Genomic DNA, 18,348 nt, shown 5'->3' with positions numbered 1-18,348 from the left:
CAGTAGTGAAACGATGCATCGCCGATGGTAGTGTGGGGTTTCCCCATGTGAGAGTAGGTCATCGTCAAGATTCAAATCCAAAGCCCCTGATCGCGATGCGATCAGGGGCTTTGTCTTTTCAGGACCTTATCCTGCAATGCACGGCGTTGCGCTAGCGCAACCAGCTCAGGAACCCACCTTTCTTCACTTGCGCAGGCTTCTGCATCAGCAGTGACTCTCTACTCTGCCGACGGAATCGCTGCAGCTTGGTGAACGCCGACTGCACCTCGCTACGTTGCTCCAGGCAACTGCGCACCTGTTCCTTCTCGATACGGTACAGCAGGCATCCGGTCAGGGTGCGGAATTCGGCGAAAGAGCCATCGTCGTCCACCAGCCCTTCGATTCCGAGCACCTCGCCCGGGCCCATGCGCCCGGCCTCTACCAGCTTGTCCCCATTACGCACCGAAGCCTGTATCACACCGCTGCCAATCACCAGCAGGTGGTCTGAGTTGTCGCCGATGCCCAGGATCACCTGGTTGGCCAGATACTCCACTGCCGTCATGCGTTGGCTCAGCGAGTCACGCTCCTCAGCGCTGAGCGAGCGGAATACCCGCACCTCATCGATCAGCTCGCGCTGACGGCTGCGTGGGGCAAGCGTCAGGTCGACGTTCCACATCACCCCGCTGGCCTCCAGGTGGCGATGGGCGAGGTCGAACAACTGGTTGCGTACTTCAGTCTTGAGCGCCATGTCGGCGACGAAAGCACTGGCCTCGTATTCGACGGACTCCAGGGAAGAAGTCTTGACCGTTACCTTAGGAGCAGGAGAGGCGAGCAAGGCACTGGTGCCTTGCAGGGCCTTCTCCAGTGCATCGAACACGCGCTTTGGCCGGACCTTGGCCGGCACCACCACGCTGATCACTACCCCATGCCGATCGGCCGGGCGGCTGTGGTTAAGCAGCCGCGCCTTGGCCGCCACCGAATTGGGTATCACCGCCAGGCTACCTGTGCCGGTGATCATGCGCGTGGCACGCCAGTCGATATCCACCACCTTGCCTTCGGTACCGTCGATGGAGATGGAGTCGCCTATCTGATAGGGCCGCGTGGTGTTGAGCACGATGCCCGAAAACACATCGCTCAACGTGCTTTGCAAGGCCAGGCCAATGACGATGGCCATCACCCCGGACGTGGCCAGCAGACCCTTGACCGGCAGTTGCAGCACATAGGCCGCTGCGGCTACTACTGCGGCAAGGAAGATCAGCGCCCCAATCACATCCTGCAACAGGCGCCCGCCATGGCTCCCACGTGCCCCCAGCAGCAGGCCGAACACCACCGTCACCGTACGCGCACCGAACAGCCACCAGCCAATGGCGAGCACCGTTGCCATCAGGTTGCGCGACACTTCGTCAATCCAGGGTGGTGGCTGCAGCGGGCTCATCCCGGCAGCCACCAGCACGGCGCTGAACAGCAGGAAGATCACCAGCCGTGAGGCAATGCGCCAGAGGCGGTGCTGCTGGGGGATCACTTGCCAGAGCAGCAAGTCGCCAATGATCAGGCAAGTGCCGAGCAGCAAGGGGTAGGACTGGATGAGCGCCAGCATGGTGTTCTCGCTGCAGAGGGCTGAACGTCAGTAAAGAGCAGGTTGAGCGGGCAGGCAATGGCTGCCCACTCCATGCAGGTCAATCCACATCCGACTCGAACAGCCGCGCCAGTTCCACCCGCGCTTCCTTGGCCGTCTGCATCACCTTGGCCCGATCGTCACGCACCCGGCCCTGGGCTTCCAATACCTGCTCGTCATGCTCGGTAAAGCGTGCGATGCGGTCGGCGGCCTGCTCATCCGTCAGCCCCAGCCCGGCCAGCGCACGACGGCTCATTTCCAGGCTGGAATAGAAGGTCTCGCGGATCGGCTCCGCGCCGACATCCATCAGCTTGTGCACATGCTGGCGGTTGCGTGCACGAGCGATGACCTTGAGGTGCGGGTAAAGGCGCTTGACCCGCTCGGCGGTGCGAATGGTCGCCTCGGGGTCGTCACTGGTGATGATGAAATACTCGGCCTCGCCGACCTTGGCCGCATGCAGTACTTCGGGGCGAAGCGGGTCGCCGTAGAACACCGGCGCCTGTTCGAACATGCGCGTCATCTCGATGGCATCCACCGAGGTCTCCAGAGCGATGAAGGGGATCTTCTGCGCACGCAGGATGCGCGAAACGATCTGGCCCATGCGGCCCATACCGACAATCACTACGCGAGGGCTGCCGGCATCAATGCTCTTGTACTGCTCGGGCACCTCGCGCACGGCTTGCGGGCGCTTGAGGGCGCGGGCGCAGCCGAGCATCAGCAATGGAGTAATGGCCATCGACAGGGTGATGGTCATCAGCAGCAGGTCGTAGGTTTGCGTATCGAACAGGCCCTGATCCTTGCCCAGCTTGAATACCACGAAGGCGAACTCGCCGCCGGCTGCCAGCACCATGCCCAGGCGCAGCGCGCTTGCACTGTTGAGGCCACCGGCCAGGCGGCCGACGCCGATCAGCAGCACCAGCTTTACCGCGATCAACAACAGGGTCAGGCCCAGCAGCACCAGCGGCATGTCCACCAGCAGGCGCAGGTTGGCGCCCATGCCGACACTGATGAAGAACAAGCCCAACAGCAGGCCCTTGAACGGTTCAATCTGCGATTCCAGTTCATGACGATACTCGGAGTCCGCCAGCAGCAGGCCGGCCAGGAAGGCGCCGAGAGCCATGGAGATTTCCGCCTCTTCCATCAGCCAGGCGGTGCCGATCACCACCAGCAATGCGGTGGCGGTGGACACTTCCGGCAGGCCGGTGCGGGCCACGGTACGGAACAGCGGGCGCAACAGGTAACGACCACCGACGATGACGATGGCGATGCTGGCGAACACTTTCAGGCCATGTTCGAGGCTGTCGCCATGGCTGGTGTCCGGGCCACTGGCGGCCAGCAACGGTACGAGGGCAATCAGCGGGATTGCAGCGATGTCCTGGAACAACAGGATGGCAAAGGCCAGGCGGCCATGGGGCGCATTGAGCTGCTTGCTCTCGGCCAGGCTCTGCAAGCCAAGGGCGGTGGAAGACAGTGCCAGCCCCAGGCCGAGCACGATGGCGGCCGGCAGCGTTTGGCTGAAGCCGAACAGGGCGATGGCGCCGATCACCGCGCCGGTCAGCAGCACCTGGGCGGTGCCGACGCCGAACACCGATTTGCGCATCAGCCACAGGCGTCTGGGTGAAAGCTCAAGGCCGATGATGAACAGCAGCAGGACCACGCCCAGTTCGGAGATATGCGCGACGCTTTCGGTATCGCGGATCAGGCCCAGCGCCTGCGGGCCGATGGCCACACCCGCCAGCAGGTAACCGATCACGGCGCCCAGTTGCAGGCGCTTGGCCAGGGGCACTGCGACCACGGCGGCAAGCAGGAAGATGACTGCGGTTTGTAGAAGGCTGCCTTCGTGTGGCATTGCTCGTACTCCTTGAACTGCATGAGGCAGCGCTTTAGGGAACGGATGGCACGTTGCCGAAGCTTATGCCATCGCTGGAAGAGGCGAGCATTTTCGGGTGCTGCGGGAAACAGGACAATTCCAGCCTGGCGGGAAGCATCGTTCTGAAAGTGGAACCTTTGATTGGCCAATCGCGGGGCAAGCCCGCTCCCACGCTTGCGGCTGTGGTAGCGGGCTTGCACCAACCCCTTACTTCAGATGCGTTTTAAGGGCCTGCGCCGCTTGGTCCATGGCTGTGCGCACTGCGGGTACGGCGCTCAGTACATTGAGCAGGCCATAGTCATGGATCATGCCGTTGTAGCGTACTGCAGTCACCGGCACCCCGGCGGCGTCGAGCTTGCGGGCATAGGCTTCGCCTTCGTCACGCAGCACGTCCATTTCGGCAGTCTGCACCAGGGCCGGTGGCAGGCCCTTGAGTTGCTCCAGGCTGGCACGCAGCGGCGAGGCATGGATGTCGTCGCGCTGACGCGGGTCTGTGGTGTAGCTGTTCCAGAACCACTGCATCATGCTGCGGGTCAGGAAGTGGCCCTCGGCGAACTGGCTATAGGAGGCGTTGTTGAAGTTGGCATCGGTCACCGGCCACAGCAGCGCCTGGAAGCGCAGCTTCGGCGTGCCGGCCTCCTTGGCCTTTATCGCCACCACCGCAGCCATGTTGCCGCCGACGCTGTTGCCGGCGACCGCCAGGCGGCTGCCATCGACGCCGATCTCCTGGCCATGCTCGGCGACCCAGCGGGTAGCGGCATAGGCCTGGTTGATCGCGGTGGGGAACTGCGCTTCCGGCGAAGGCGTGTAGTCGACGTATACCGCCGCTGCGCCGGAGCCGACCACAAGGTCGCGGATCAGCCGTTCGTGGGTGGGGTAATCGCCCAACACCCAACCACCGCCGTGGAAGAACATGAACACTGGCAGGTTGCCCGTGGCACCCTCAGGGCGCACTACACGGATCTGCAGTGGCTGGCCATCGACCTGAATGGTGTGGCGTTCAACGCGGATACCCGACACATCGACTTTCACCCCGGCCTGGGCTCCACTCAGTACGGCGCGTGCGTCTTTCGGCGCCAGGGTTTCCAGCGGCTTGCCGCCGCCTGCGGCAAGCGCATCGAGGAAGCCTTGAGTGTTGCGCTCGACGCCAGGGCTGCCGGCGGCGAAGGCGCTGTTCACGGCCAGGGCCAGCAGGCCAGCGGTCAGGGTACGGGACAGTTTCATGTGCGGGTTCCTCTGCGTGCGAGCCGGCGGCTCAGTTCTGGTTGGCAAGGGTGGTGGGCTGGCTGTAGCTCACGGCTTGCAATTGGCCGTTGCTGTCGCGGTAGGTCAGGATGGCGGTGCTGGTGTGGCCCTGAATGGCGGTGGGCGCCTCGACGGTGACCACCTGAGCGATGTCCAGGTTCATCCCGTAGCGGTAGGCGGTGGCTTCGGTGGCGAAGGCCCCGGCGCTGGTTCCGATGGCCAGGGTGGTAACGCCGAGGGCGAGAATTGTGCGAAGGGTCATGATCGTTCTCCAGGATGTGCTGAGTGGGTTTGGCGACTGCTTGCTGCGTGAGATGAATATTGAGCGCAAATAGTTAGTGCGCAAAATATATTTCAGCTATGGAGAAGATTGACGATGTACATGGTCTGTCAGCTGCCTGGTCGGTACTGCATCGCTTCGGCCAGGTGGGCCCGGCCAATGGTCTCGGCCTGCTCCAGGTCCGCCAGCGTACGCGCCACCTTGAGCAGGCGATGGGCCGCCCGCAGCGACAGCGTGAGGCGCTCGCAGGCGGTCTCCAGCCAGGCCTGGTCGGCCGAGGCCAGCGGACAATGTCGGCGCAGGCCTTTGAGGTCGAGGAAGGCATTGGCGCAGCCCTGGCGACGCTGCTGCAGCGCGCGAGCCTCGGCCACGACAGCGGCGACACTGGCGCTGGTTTCGCCACTGGGTTGAATGCCGAGCACGGTATTCTCCCGGGCCACCGTCAGGTGCAGGTCGATGCGGTCGAGCAGGGGGCCGGAGAGTTTGTTGCGATAGCGCTGGATCTGCTCGGGGCTGCAGCGGCAGCGGCCGGTGGGGTCGCCAAAATAGCCGCAGGGGCAGGGGTTCATCGCTGCCACCAACTGGAAGCGTGCCGGGAAGCGCACTCGGTCCCTGGCCCGGGCGATCACGATCTCGCCCGATTCCAATGGCTCGCGCAACACTTCCAGTACGCGCCTCTCGAACTCTGGCAGTTCATCGAGAAACAGCACGCCATGGTGCGCCAGGGTGATTTCGCCCGGCTGCGGGCGGCTACCGCCACCGACCAGTGCCGGGCCCGAGGCGGAGTGATGGGGGTGGCGAAACGGTCGCTGTGGCCAGCTGTCCAGCGGTGCGTGGCCGCTGACCGAGCGGATTGCCGCCACCTCCAGCGCCTCGCGCTCGTCCAGCGGTGGCAGCAGGCCGGGCAGGCGGCTGGCGAGCAGGGTCTTGCCGGTGCCGGGGGGGCCTGTGAACAGCAGGTTGTGGCCACCGGCAGCCGCCAGCAGCAGGGCTCGTTTGGCCGCGGTCTGGCCCTGCACCTCGCTGAGGTCGGGGTAGGGCCGTTGCTCCAGCAGCAAGCCGTTGGCCGCATAGGGTGGCCGCGGCAGTTGCCCGCTCAGGTGCGCCACCAACTCCTGCAGATGCCCCACCGCGTACACCACCAGCCCGCTGGCCAGGCTGGCTTCCTCGGCGTTCTCGCGTGGTACCACCAGCGCCCGCCCGGCGTCGCGTGCCGCCAGCGCGGCGGGCAGCACACCCTGCACTGGCCGCAGCGCCCCGGACAGGGCCAATTCACCCAGGCATTCGATGTCTTCGAGCGCGGCCACCGGCACCTGGCCATTGGCAGCGAGTATCCCCAGGGCGATGGCCAGGTCGTAGCGCCCACCGTCCTTGGGCAGGTCGGCCGGGGCGAGGTTCTGGGTGATGCGCCGGGCCGGGTATTCCAGCCCGGCGTTGACGATGGCACTGCGTACCCGGTCCTTGCTTTCCTTGACCGTGGCCTCGGGCAAACCGACCAGGGTAAGCGACGGCAGGCCGTTGGCCAGGTGGGTTTCGACACTGACGGCGGGTGCCAGCACGCCGACCTGGGCGCGGCTGTGGACGAGGGCGAGGGACATGGGCGCTCCGTGTTCGCATGATTCGGGCCGCATCCTGCGGCCCGGCAAAGCATAGTGGCGGCCCTGGCGGGCACGCTGGAAAGAGTGCGTCGAGGTTTTTCCACGGCCTCACCTAGCAGCGGGCTGCTTGCCGTACACCACCCCAACTCCCTCACCCCGTGCCCGAGCCAGCAGCTCCTCGGTATCGTCGCCACCCGGTAAAGCCAGCACCAGGTCAGGCCGGCTGTCGCGCAACATGAAAACGTTGCGCAGCCGTTCAGCCAGTTTGCCGTGCAACTGCCAGTTGGGCGGGTAGCGGACGATGTCCGCACCGTGCTCCCGTGCCCAGGCTTCGATATCACCCCCCAGGTGCTGGCTGCCGCCGTGTATGAGCACCTGGATCGGTTGCCAGCGCTGCAGTTCGTCCAGCGCCCGACGGCAGCGCTGGTGGTCGGCGTAGTTGCGCCCCGCACAGATCAGTACACGCATGCGCCCCCCTCAGAACCATTGGCCGAAGCGGCGGATGTACAGGGTCTTCATGCCTTGCGCCACCAGGCAGTAGCCCAGCAGGGTGGCGGCCAGCCATGGGAAGTATTCCCACGGCAGCGGCACCAGCCCGACCATCGCCCCCAGCGGCGAGAACGGGATGTAGATACCCAGGCACATCACCAGGCCCGTGGCGAGGATCACCGGCAGCGCCGCCGTGCTCTGCAGGAACGGCACCTTGCGGGTGCGCAGCATGTGCACAACCAAGGTCTGCGACAGCAGCCCTTCGATGAACCAGCCGGACTGGAACAGCGCCTGCATCTCCACGCTGTTGGCCGCGAACACGTACCACATCAGGGCGAAGGTGGTGATGTCGAAGATCGACGAGGTTGGCCCTATCCACAGCATGAAGCGGCCGATGTTGCGGGCATCCCATTTACGCGGCTCGCGCAGGAATTCCTTGTCCATGCGGTCCCAGGGCAGCGACAGCTGGGAGAAGTCGTACATCAGGTTCTGCAGCAGCAGGTGGATCGCCAGCATCGGCATGAACGGGATGAAGGCGCTGGCTACCAGCACCGAGAACACGTTGCCGAAGTTGGAACTGGCGGTCATGCACAGATACTTCATGATGTTGCCGAAGGTTTCGCGGCCTTTGAGCACACCTTCTTCGAGCACCATCAGGCTCTTTTCCAGCAGGATGATGTCGGCCGATTCCTTGGCGATGTCAGTTCCGCTGTCCACCGAAATGCCCACGTCGGCGTCACGCAGGGCTGGGGCGTCGTTGATGCCGTCGCCGAGAAAACCGACGGTGTGGCCGTTGGCCTGCAACGCCTTGAGCACCCGCGACTTCTGCAACGGGGTGAGCTTGGCGAATACCGTACGCTCTTCGACCAGGGCCTTGAGCCGGGCGTCGTCCAGCCGTTCGATGTCCTGCCCAAGCAGTGGCTGGCCGGGCTCCAGGCCCACTTCGCGGCACACCTTGCAGGTGACCACTGGGTTGTCGCCGGTGAGCACTTTCACCTTCACGCCCATTTCTCGCAGCGCAGCAATGGCCGGGCCAGCCGTTTCCTTGGGCGGGTCAAGGAACGTCAGGAAGCCGCGGATCACCAGGCCACACTCGTCAGCGGTGCTGTACTGAGCCTTGCGCTCGGCGGCGGGGATTTCGCGTGTGCCGATCAGCAGCACGCGAAAGCCGTCCTGGTTGAACGCGCTGGCACTGGCCAGTAGTTGCTGGCGCTGGGCCTCGTCGAGGGGGATGCGCTGGCCGTTCTGTTCCACATGGGTGGCGATGGCGAGCATTTCCTCGACCGCGCCCTTGCTGACCAGCAGGTGTTCGCCGAGCGCATCCTTGACGATCACCGACAGGCGCCGGCGAATGAAATCGAAGGGCAATTCGTCGACCTTGGCGTAGGCGTAGGGCGGCTGGAAGCCGCTGTTCTCGCCAGCGAAGCGCAGCACGGCCTGGTCCATCAGGTTTTTCACGCCGCTCTGGTGATGGCTGTTGAGCCAGGCCAGCTCGAGCAGTTGCGGGTCGCTGCGGCCGCTCGGGTCGACATGGTGTTCGAGGATGATGCGGTCCTGGGTGAGGGTGCCGGTCTTGTCGGTGCACAGCACATCCATCGAGCCAAAGTTCTGGATGGCGTTCAGGCGCTTGACCACCACTTTGCGCCTGGCCATGGCCACGGCGCCCTTGGCCAGGTTGGCGCTGACGATCATCGGCAGCATTTCCGGGGTGAGGCCCACGGCCACGGCCAGGGCGAACAGGAAGGCATCGCTCCAGTCACCCTTCACCACACCATTGAGCACGAACACCACCGGCACCATCACCAGCATGAAGCGGATCAGCAGGCTACTGACGCTGTTCACGCCGCGGTCGAAGGCGGTCTGGCTGCGCGAGCCGGCAATCGCCCTGGCCAGCGAACCGAAGTAGGTGCGCTTGCCGGTAGCCACCACCACGGCGCGGGCGCGGCCGCTGACCACGTTGGTGCCCATGAAGCCGATGTTCGGCAGGTCGAGCAGGCTGCCTTCGTCAGTGGCGCTGTCGGCGGCGGACTTCTGCGCGACGTGGCCGAGGGTGTCGTACTTTTCCACCGGCAGCGCTTCGCCGGTGAGCACGGCCTGGCTGATGAACAGGTCGCGCGACTCGATCAGGCGGATATCGGCAGGGATCATGTCACCAGCGACCAACTGCACGATATCGCCAGCCACCAGTTCGTTCATGGGCACTTCGCGCAGCTGCGCGGGGCTGTCGTGGCGCTCGCGACGCAGCACCGTGGCGGTGGTGCGGACCATCGCCTTGAGGGCTTCGGCCGCCTTGCTCGAACGGTATTCCTGCCAGAAGCGCAGCAGGCCGCTGACGCTGACCATGGTCAGGATGATGATCACCTTGGTCAGGTCGAGGTCGTCGAGGTCACCGGCGCGCAGCGGCAGCCAGTAGTCGGTGACGAAGCTGATGGCGGCGAGGGTGAGCAGTACATAGATGAAGGGGTTGTGCAGCGCCTTGAGCAGTTGCACCAGGGCCGGTTGCGGTTTGTCGTGGGCGACCTCGTTGGCGCCGTCGCGCTGCAGGCGCTTGGCGGCCTCGTGCTCGGTCAGGCCGAGCTCGCTGGCGTCGAGGTTGGCGAGGGTGACGGCCAGGCCGTTGCGCGCCTCACGGGCGGCACGCATGGACAGGCGGGCGTCCGCAGTTGTGGTGGTGTTGCGGTCTTTGACGGTCATCGGGCTGTGCTCCTGCCGCAGGAGGCGGCACGAAACACAGTCGACTCACGGTTGGGCGGGTGAGTGCGCGTGTTTCGGGCCGCGATCAATCGATCGGTAAAAAAGCTTGTTTATCCGGCGCTTGAACGTTCGCTGGCGCATGCCGGGGTTAATGTCGGCAGCGAACTTTCTACTGGCTGAGTCCATGGTGCTGTTATTCCTCTGGAAACTTTCAGGCAATAAGAGTCCTGCGAACTTTAATAATTAAAAGTTCGTGTCTTATTGATGGCTATTCAATATGTAAGTGGCGACGCGCCCGTCAGCCGAAACACAACAAGGCGCGCCATCGACTCGGCGGTTCCTGGCCGTCGTCGGCATGCCAGTGCAGGCGCAGGCTGCCGTTACCGGGTTGCGATAGCCAGGTGGCACGCAGGCGAGAGCCACGCGCGACGGGGGCGGGGAAGGGCGGCGGGGCCGCATGGGCAAAGGTGTGCAGCGCCCCAAGGCGGGCGTGCATCTGTGTACGGATAAAGGTGATGAGGTTCATGAGCTTGCCTCCGACCGGGCTGGCACCCGGGGCGGCAAGCTACGGCGGAGCATCAGGCTCTGGCGCGGCTTGCCCAGCCAGGGAGGCGGGCCCGGAGTTCCGGTTCAAGTGCCTGACAGCCAGAGGCGGTCAGGCAGCGACTAGATACTGTGTCCATTGAATTCTTCGTGAGTTGAAATAAAGGCCCGCTTTTCGGGGCGGGTGAACTTTATGCAAAGCATAGCGGGCAAGTCAACCCGCAAGGTGAAACTGAATTAAGTTTCACCTTGTTTAATCGGTGCAACTGTATGTAGGAAATTCCAACGGCAGGTTGCGTTCCCTGCAGGAGCGGCAGGGCCGCTCCAGAGACGGGATGATTATTCCTCTGACGCCGGCGCTGGCGCTATCCGCGCTTCCAGCTCGGCAAACTGTTTCTCCAGCGCTTCAAGGCGGGCGCGGGTGCGGGCCAATACCACCATCTGGCTGTCGAACTCCTCGCGGCTGACCAGGTCGAGTTTGCTGAAGGCGCCCTGCATCAGCACCTTGAACTGGCTTTCCAGTTCGGCGCGAGGCTGTGCGGTGTCGCCGCTGAACAGGCGCGAGGCCTGGTCGCTCAGGGCATCGAGAAAGGCTTTGGGCGCGAGCATGTCTGGCTATCCGCTGATCTGTGAAAGGGCAGCAGTGTAGCACGCCGCATTTGCCGGCCCGCGCTGCACACTTTTTGCGCAGGGCGGCCAAAGGTCGCGCACCGAAGTTGTGCAGCTTTTCCCTGCTGGCGACTGGCCAATCCCGACTGTTTCACGCAACTACCTGTTTTCTGGTGTTTTCCCGGAGCTGGCAAGGTTTCTGCAAAGACCTGGGTGAGCCATGCACTGATGCAGTCCGTTGTGATCAGGCAGTGCGTAGCCCAGTGGTACGGCCCTTGGTCACCGCCACAAGGTGTCGCGGCGGGGAGGATGGAGCCGACGACGCGTTACAAAGACAGGCGCTGCGCTTAGACTTGAGACGGGTTTGTTTTCCTGGGGCAAGTCCACCAAATCGGGAGAGAGTTTCATGAAGCTAGTCACTGCCATCATCAAGCCGTTCAAGCTGGACGACGTGCGCGAGTCGCTGTCGGAAATCGGCGTGCAGGGCATCACCGTGACCGAAGTCAAAGGCTTCGGCCGGCAGAAGGGTCACACCGAGCTGTATCGCGGCGCCGAATACGTGGTCGATTTCCTGCCCAAGGTGAAGATCGATGTCGCCATCGACGACAAGGACCTTGATCGGGTGATCGAGGCCATCACCAAGGCGGCCAACACCGGCAAGATCGGTGACGGCAAGATTTTCGTGGTCAATCTGGAGCAAGCGATCCGCATCCGTACCGGCGAAACCGATACCGACGCGATCTAAACGCTACAAAAAAGCCTCACCAAACCCAACGCCCCAGGAGAAAACAACATGACTCTGCGTAAGATCGCAGGGCTAGGAGCCCTATTGTCCCTCGTAATGCCAGGGCTGGCCCTGGCCGAGGAAACTGCCGCCCCGGTGCTCAACTCCGGCGACACCGCCTGGATGCTCACCTCGACGGCGCTGGTCCTGTTCATGACCATCCCGGGCCTGGCCCTGTTCTACGGCGGCATGGTGCGTTCCAAGAACGTGCTGTCGGTGATGATGCAGTGCTTTGCCATCACCGGGCTGATCAGCATCCTGTGGGTAATCTACGGCTACAGCCTGGCATTCGATACCGCAGGTATGGAAAAGGGCGTGCTCAACCTGAATTCCTTCATCGGTGGCTTCTCCAAGGCCTTCCTCAACGGCGTCACGCCGTCGGGCCTGACCTCTGCCACCGCGTTGTTCCCGGAAGCGGTGTTCATCACCTTCCAGATGACCTTCGCCATCATCACCCCGGCGCTCATCGTCGGTGCCTTTGCCGAACGCATGAAGTTCTCGGCAATGCTGATCTTCATGGGCGTGTGGTTCACCCTGGTCTATGCGCCGATCGCGCACATGGTCTGGAGCGGTGACGGCGCGCTGATGTGGGATTGGGGCGTACTGGACTTCGCCGGCGGCACCGTGGTGCACATCAACGCTGGTATCGCCGGCCTGGTCTGCTGCCTGGTGCTGGGCAAGCGCAAAGGCTACCCGACCACGCCGATGGCGCCGCACAACCTAGGCTACACCCTGATGGGCGCGGCCATGCTGTGGATCGGCTGGTTCGGCTTCAACGCCGGCTCCGCCGCCGCCGCCAACGGCACCGCCGGCATGGCGATGCTGGTCACCCAGATCGCTACCGCCGCCGCCGCCCTGGGCTGGATGTTCGCCGAGTGGATCTTCCACGGCAAACCGAGCGCACTGGGCATCGCCTCGGGTGTGGTCGCCGGCCTGGTCGCCATTACCCCGGCCGCCGGTACCGTCGGCCCGATGGGCGCGCTGGTGATCGGCCTGGTCTCGGGCGTGGTCTGCTACTTCTGCGCCACCAGCCTCAAGCGCAAGATGGGTTACGACGACTCGCTCGACGCCTTCGGCGTACACGGTATCGGCGGCATCGTCGGTGCGCTGCTCACCGGTGTGTTCGCAGCGCCGGCCCTGGGCGGCTTCGGCGCGGTCACCGACATCGCCGCGCAGTTCTGGATCCAGGCCAAAGGCGTGCTCTTCACCGTGATCTACACCGCCATCGTCACCTACGTGATCCTCAAGGTGCTGGACCTGGTGATGGGCCTGCGGGTCAGCGAAGAAGAAGAGTCGGTCGGCCTCGACCTGGCTCAACACAATGAGCGCGGCTACAACCTGTAACCGCCACGCTGGAAAACTTGCCCGGTTCGCCGGGCATTTTTTTGCCTGTAATTTGCCGTTTTACGCCCGGCAAACGGTTTCGCTGTCCTGTACGCGACGTTGGTAGAAAACTTACAAGTCATTGGGCGTTTCTGGTGCTTTGCTTTTTCTGCGAGCGCGCTAGAATGCGCGCCGAAGGGTGTGGGACGAGTAACCCGCACACTTCGCCACCCTTTGCTAGGCTTGCAGTAGCCTGTGGCCAGCCAGGGTCAGAACAGTTTTGTCAGGCCTTGCCAGGAGCAGGGTCTGCTGGGTGCCGGGCCTCCCATCAGGAGGTGGACACCCGAGGCAGTGGCCAACCCACGGCCAGTTGAATTTTCACCGGTGCCTGCCGTCTACGGTGCACCGGTCTATAACTAACCTGCTTTTCGCAAGTCATGAGGTAGAACATGAGCGACGACGATCTGGAAAATGATGACCTCGAAGTAGGTGACGAAGACGAGGGTGATGAAGGCCTCGAAGCGGCAGCCGACGATGGTGCCGAGGATGCTGGCGATGACGACAGCAGCCCCGCGCCGACTGCCAAGGGCAAGTCCAAGGCGGCTGTTTCGGTAGACGAAATGCCGAGCATGGAAGCCAAGCAGAAGGAGCGTGATGCCCTGGCCAAGGCGATGGAAGAGTTTCTTTCGCGCGGTGGCAAGGTGCAGGAAGTCGAGGCCAATGTGGTCGCCGACCCGCCCAAGAAGCCGGACAACAAGTACGGCAGCCGCCCTATCTGAGTGGCTGAAAGCAAAAAAGCCCGCCGTCGCTGCGGGCTTTTTTGTGGCTGTGAGATTTGTGTCGCCTGTACCGGCCCAATCGCCGGCAAGCCGGCTCCCACAGGAATTTGTGGGAGCCGGCTTGCCGGCGATTGGGCCGCAAAGCGGCCCCGGTCAGCGCCAGCGGGCGAGTACGTCGGGCAACTGCGACAACCGCTGAATCTCGGCATCCGGCGCTTGCTCGCCCGCCCAGGCCTTGTGCTGTGGGTTGAACCACACCGCGCGCAACCCGGCCCGTTGTGCCCCGGCGATGTCGTCGCCTGGGTGGTCGCCGATGTGCACCGCCGCCCCTGCGTCCACGCCACCCAGTTTCAGGGCCTCCATGAACGGTGCCGGATCTGGCTTGCCTACGCCCAGATCCTCGGCGCACAGGGCAAAGCGGAAGTAGTCCGCCAGCCCGAGCCGGCGCACGTCGGCGTTGCCATTGGTGACCACCCCGAGCGTGTACTGGTGGCGCAGGATCTCCAGCACCGGCTGTACCTCGGGAAACACCTCGACCTGGTGCCGCGCATGGAGAAACACCTCGAAGCCTTCGTTGGCCAGTTCCTGGGCGTGCTTCTCGCTGTAGCCGACCTCTTCCAGGGCGTGGAACAGCACACGCCTGCGCAGGGCGCTGATGCGGTGTTTGAGGCCGGGCTCGGCCTGCACCAGGCGCTCACGGATGGCGAACAGGTGCTCGACCGGCACCGCGCCAAGCACCGGTGCATTGGCGGCGAGCCAGTCGCGCAGGACGATCTCGGCAGTGGCGATGACTGGCGCGGTGTCCCACAGCGTGTCGTCCAGGTCGAAGGTGATCAGCTTGATGCTCATGAGTCTGTGCCTTTGCTGCGTTTGGCCCGAGGGTGGGCGCTGTCGTACACCGCGGCCAGGTGCTGGAAGTCCAGGTGGGTGTAAATCTGCGTGGTACTGATGTCGGCGTGGCCGAGCATTTCCTGTACCGCGCGCAGGTCCTGGGACGATTCCAGCAGGTGGCTGGCGAAGGAATGGCGAAGCATGTGCGGATGCAGGTGCTGGCCAAGCTCGCGCTCGCCAGCGGTCTTGACCCGCAGCTGAATGGCCCGCGGGCTGAGGCGCTTGCCCTGGCGGGTGATGAACACCGCGCCGTCCCGGGGCCCGCCGATGCCACGCAGGCGCAGCCACGCCTGCAGCGCCTCGCGCGCCTTGCGTCCGACCGGCAGTACGCGGCTCTTGCTGCCCTTGCCTTGCACCTGTACCAGCCCGGCGGCCAGGTCGAGGTACTCGAGGTCGAGGCCGGCCAGTTCCGACAGGCGCAGGCCGGAGGAGTAGAACAGTTCGAGGATGGCCTGATCACGCCGGGCGATGAAGTCATCGTCGACGCCGCCATCGAGCAGCTGCAGCGCGCGGTCGGTGTCGAGCACCTTGGGCAGGCGCCGCTCGCCCTTGGGGGGCGCCAGGCCATCGGCCGGATCGTGCTGGCACAGGCCTTCGCGGTTGAGGTAGCGGTACAGCCCGCGCACCGCCGAAAGCAGGCGTGCCAGGCTGCGTGAGGACTGCCCGTGATGGTGCTGGCGCGCCACCAGTTGGCGCATTTGCTGGACTTGCAGCGCCGGCCAGCCGCCAATGCCTTGGCTGTTGCAGTAGGCAATGACCTTTTCCAGGTCGCGGCGGTAGGCCAGCAGGGTGTGTTCGGACACCTGGCGCTCGTTGCGCAGGTGCGCGCAATAAGCCTCCAGCTGGGTTTCCATCAGCGCACCGAGCGTAGCGTCTGGGTGAAGCGCGGCACCACGCGGCCCAGCACTTCGGCGATGTAGCTGAGGAACAGGGTGCCGACGCTGCTCTTGTAGTGCTGCGGGTCGCGGCTGCCGATCGCCAGCACGCCATGCAGGCCCTGGTACTCGAGGGTGGCCACGGCGCTGGAACCGACTTCCTTGTGCTGGTCATTGCCGAACAGGAAGGCCAGCTCGTGCTCGCGCAGGCTGCCGCTGATGGTCTTGCCGCCACCGATCAGCCCGCCGATGGCCTGCTGGGCCTCGCTGCCGGACACCCAGCGGCCGACCGGCGCGGCGTTCTCGCCGAACAGGATCAAGCTGACGAAGGGCACCTTGAACTCCTGGCGCAGGCTGTCTTCAACGGCCATCACCACTTCTTCCAGGCTGCCGGCATCCAGCAGGTCGAGGATCAGCCGGCGGGTCTTGTCGAACAGCCGGTCGTTGTCGCGGGCCACGTCCATCAGTTGCGACAGGCGATGGCGCATTTCGATGTTGCGGTCACGCAGCAGCTTGAGCTGGCGCTCCACCAGCGACACGCTGTCGCCGCGCTGGTGGGGGATGCGCTGCTCGATCAGCAGCTCGTCATGCTCGGCGAAGAACGTGGGGTGGGCGCGCAGGTAGGCGACCACCGCGTCGGCGTCGAGCTCGGGTACAACGTGCGGCTGTTCAGTCATGGCGGCTACTCGCTTAAAGACGAACCTGTCCTTCGAATACACGTACGGCCGGGCCGGTCATCAATACCGGCTGGCCGGGGCCAGCCCACTCGATGCTCAGGCGCCCGCCGGGCAGGTCGATGGTCACCGGCGAGTCCATCCAGCCCTGGGCGATGGCCGCGACGGCGGCGGCGCAAGCGCCGGTGCCGCACGCCTGGGTCTCGCCCGCGCCGCGCTCCCACACCCGCAGGTTGGCGCGGTGGCGGTCGATGACCTGGATGAAGCCGGCATTGACCCGCTGCGGGAAGCGCGGATGGTGCTCGATCTTCGGTCCCAGTTCATGCACCGGCGCGCTGCGCACGTCATCGACGCGCAGCACCGAATGCGGGTTGCCCATCGACACGGCAGCGATCTGGTGCACCTGGCCGTCGACTTCCAGCGGGTAGCTCGAAGCCTGCTCATCGGCGATGAACGGGATGTCGGCCGGGACGAAACGCGGCGGGCCCATGTCGACACAGATCTGGCCGTCGTTGCGCACGTCCAGCTCGATGATGCCGCTCTTGGTTTCGACGCGGATACGTTTTTTCGCGGTCAGGCGTTTGTCCAGCACGAAGCGGGCGAAGCAGCGCGCGCCGTTGCCGCATTGCTCGACCTCGGAGCCGTCGGCGTTGAAGATCCGGTAGCGGAAGTCCACGTCCGGATTGTTCGGCGCTTCGACGATCAGCAGTTGGTCGAAGCCGATACCGGTGTTGCGATCACCCCATTGCTTGGCATGCTTGGGCTGGATATGCGCGTGCTGGCTGACCAGGTCGAGGACCATGAAGTCGTTGCCAAGCCCGTGCATTTTAGTAAAGCGCAGCAGCATGGGTTCACTCCGGCAGCAGGCTTTCGCCGGCGAACAGTTCAGCGATGGTTTCGCGGCGACGCACTTCGAAGGCCTGGTCGCCATCGACCAGTACTTCGGCGCAGCGGCCACGGGTGTTGTAGTTCGAGCTCATGACGAAACCATAGGCGCCGGCGGACTGCACGGCCAGCAGGTCGCCTTCGGCCAGGTTCAGCACACGGTCCTTGCCGAGGAAGTCGCCGGTCTCGCAGATCGGTCCGACCAGGTCGTAGGCCCGGCCTTCACCTTCACGGGGCCTGACCGCACTGACGCCCATCCAGGCCTGGTACAGGGCTGGGCGGATCAGGTCGTTCATCGCCGCATCGATGATGGCGAAGTCCTTGTGCTCGGTGTGCTTGAGGTATTCCACGCGGGTCAGCAGCACGCCGGCGTTGGCCACGATGTAGCGGCCCGGTTCGAACACCAGGGCCAGGTCACGGTCGCCGACGCGTTCGCGGATGGCCTTGATGTAGTCGGCCACCAATGGCGGCTGCTCATCGCGGTAACGCACACCGACACCGCCGCCCAGGTCCAGGTGGCGCAGGTGGATGCCGCATTCGGCAAGGCGATCGACCAGCACCAGCAGGCGGTCCAGCGCATCGAGGAACGGCTCGACGGTGGTCAGCTGCGAACCGATGTGGCAGTCGACGCCGACCACTTCCAGGTTTGGCAACTGCGCGGCGCGCACGTAGATGGCTTCGGCATCGGCGATGGCGATACCGAACTTGTTCTCTTTGAGGCCGGTGGAGATGTACGGGTGGGTGCCGGCATCGACATCCGGGTTCACCCGCAGCGACACCGGGGCCACCTTGCCCAGCTCGGCGGCTACCACTTGCAGGCGCTCGAGCTCGTCGGTGGATTCGACGTTGAAGCAGTGCACGCCGACTTCCAGGGCACGACGCATGTCTTCGCGGGTCTTGCCGACACCGGAGAACACCACGCGATCGGCCCGCCCGCCGGCTGCCAGTACGCGCTCCAGTTCACCGCCGGAGACGATGTCGAAGCCCGAACCCATCCGCGCCAGCAGGTTCAGCACGGCGAGGTTGGAGTTAGCCTTGACCGCGAAGCAGACCAGGTGCTCGACACCCTGCAGGGCATCGGTATAGCTACGGTACTGGGCCTCGATGTGGGCGCGCGAATACACGTAGGTGGGGGTACCGAAACGCTCGGCAATGGCTGTCAGGCCCACCCCTTCCGCGAACAGCTCGCCGCCACGGTAGTTGAATGCATCCATG

The 18,348-nt window shown here is 64.4% G+C and carries 17 protein-coding genes; 3 read left to right on the top strand and 14 right to left on the bottom strand.

What is annotated here, in order from left to right; translation table 11 throughout:
- Positions 1–151: 151 nt before the first annotated feature.
- The 9 genes from F6X61_RS16675 to F6X61_RS16635 all read right to left on the bottom strand — a co-directional run bounded on the left by F6X61_RS16675 (position 152) and on the right by F6X61_RS16635 (position 10,922).
- Positions 152–1,576 (bottom strand): mechanosensitive ion channel family protein, encoded by a 1,425-nt coding sequence (locus F6X61_RS16675; protein WP_153787539.1) that lies wholly within the window; start codon positions 1,574–1,576, stop codon positions 152–154.
- A gap of 79 nt (positions 1,577–1,655) precedes the next feature.
- Entirely contained in the window at positions 1,656–3,443 is a 1,788-nt protein-coding gene (locus F6X61_RS16670; protein ID WP_153787538.1) for a monovalent cation:proton antiporter-2 (CPA2) family protein, read from the bottom strand.
- Between the two features lie 228 nt (positions 3,444–3,671).
- Positions 3,672–4,688 (bottom strand): alpha/beta hydrolase, encoded by a 1,017-nt coding sequence (locus tag F6X61_RS16665; RefSeq protein ID WP_153787537.1) that lies wholly within the window; start codon positions 4,686–4,688, stop codon positions 3,672–3,674.
- Between the two features lie 31 nt (positions 4,689–4,719).
- On the bottom strand, positions 4,720–4,971 hold the full coding sequence (locus F6X61_RS16660) for a DUF2790 domain-containing protein (RefSeq protein ID WP_153787536.1): 252 nt from the start codon (positions 4,969–4,971) through the stop codon (positions 4,720–4,722).
- A gap of 128 nt (positions 4,972–5,099) precedes the next feature.
- The gene (locus F6X61_RS16655; protein WP_153787535.1) at positions 5,100–6,587 is read right to left on the bottom strand and encodes a YifB family Mg chelatase-like AAA ATPase; all 1,488 of its coding nucleotides are present in this window, start codon (positions 6,585–6,587) and stop codon (positions 5,100–5,102) included.
- Positions 6,588–6,695: 108 nt separating this feature from the next.
- A complete protein-coding gene (locus F6X61_RS16650; protein ID WP_153787534.1) occupies positions 6,696–7,055 on the bottom strand; it encodes a DUF2493 domain-containing protein in 360 nt (119 codons plus the stop codon).
- A 9-nt stretch (positions 7,056–7,064) separates the two neighbouring features.
- On the bottom strand, positions 7,065–9,770 hold the full coding sequence (gene mgtA, locus F6X61_RS16645) for a magnesium-translocating P-type ATPase (RefSeq protein WP_153787533.1): 2,706 nt from the start codon (positions 9,768–9,770) through the stop codon (positions 7,065–7,067).
- Positions 9,771–10,068: 298 nt separating this feature from the next.
- Positions 10,069–10,296: a hypothetical protein gene (locus F6X61_RS16640; RefSeq protein ID WP_153787532.1), complete on the bottom strand. Its 228-nt coding sequence runs from the start codon at positions 10,294–10,296 to the stop codon at positions 10,069–10,071.
- Positions 10,297–10,652: 356 nt separating this feature from the next.
- Entirely contained in the window at positions 10,653–10,922 is a 270-nt protein-coding gene (locus tag F6X61_RS16635) for an accessory factor UbiK family protein (protein ID WP_153787531.1), read from the bottom strand.
- Positions 10,923–11,328: 406 nt separating this feature from the next.
- On the opposite strand from F6X61_RS16635, the gene glnK reads away from it, so the two are divergent.
- From glnK to sutA, 3 genes are all read left to right on the top strand, one after another.
- Positions 11,329–11,667 (top strand): P-II family nitrogen regulator, encoded by a 339-nt coding sequence (gene glnK / locus F6X61_RS16630; protein WP_002555808.1) that lies wholly within the window; start codon positions 11,329–11,331, stop codon positions 11,665–11,667.
- A gap of 48 nt (positions 11,668–11,715) precedes the next feature.
- A complete protein-coding gene (locus F6X61_RS16625; RefSeq protein ID WP_153787530.1) occupies positions 11,716–13,050 on the top strand; it encodes an ammonium transporter in 1,335 nt (444 codons plus the stop codon).
- Between the two features lie 428 nt (positions 13,051–13,478).
- A complete protein-coding gene (gene sutA, locus F6X61_RS16620; protein ID WP_105947199.1) occupies positions 13,479–13,808 on the top strand; it encodes a transcriptional regulator SutA in 330 nt (109 codons plus the stop codon).
- Positions 13,809–13,961: 153 nt separating this feature from the next.
- Here sutA and F6X61_RS16615 read toward each other — a convergent pair whose 3' ends face one another.
- From F6X61_RS16615 to lysA, 5 genes are read right to left on the bottom strand one after another with little or no spacing between them, the layout of a single operon-like run.
- Positions 13,962–14,657 (bottom strand): HAD family hydrolase, encoded by a 696-nt coding sequence (locus F6X61_RS16615; RefSeq protein WP_153787529.1) that lies wholly within the window; start codon positions 14,655–14,657, stop codon positions 13,962–13,964.
- Positions 14,654–15,553, bottom strand: coding sequence for a tyrosine recombinase XerC (gene xerC, locus F6X61_RS16610; RefSeq protein ID WP_153787528.1), 900 nt, complete (start codon positions 15,551–15,553; stop codon positions 14,654–14,656). The genes F6X61_RS16615 and xerC overlap by 4 nt, the downstream gene beginning before the upstream one ends.
- On the bottom strand, positions 15,553–16,251 hold the full coding sequence (locus tag F6X61_RS16605; protein WP_125857046.1) for a DUF484 family protein: 699 nt from the start codon (positions 16,249–16,251) through the stop codon (positions 15,553–15,555). The genes xerC and F6X61_RS16605 overlap by 1 nt, the downstream gene beginning before the upstream one ends.
- 13 nt (positions 16,252–16,264) lie before the next feature.
- Positions 16,265–17,095, bottom strand: coding sequence for a diaminopimelate epimerase (dapF, locus tag F6X61_RS16600; RefSeq protein WP_153787527.1), 831 nt, complete (start codon positions 17,093–17,095; stop codon positions 16,265–16,267).
- A 4-nt stretch (positions 17,096–17,099) separates the two neighbouring features.
- Entirely contained in the window at positions 17,100–18,347 is a 1,248-nt protein-coding gene (lysA, locus tag F6X61_RS16595; RefSeq protein ID WP_153787526.1) for a diaminopimelate decarboxylase, read from the bottom strand.
- Position 18,348: the final 1 nt, after the last annotated feature.

The organism is Pseudomonas sp. EMN2 (assembly GCF_009650555.1).
Lineage (GTDB): Bacteria > Pseudomonadota > Gammaproteobacteria > Pseudomonadales > Pseudomonadaceae > Aquipseudomonas > Aquipseudomonas sichuanensis.
This window is presented reverse-complemented; position numbering and strand designations above follow the sequence as displayed.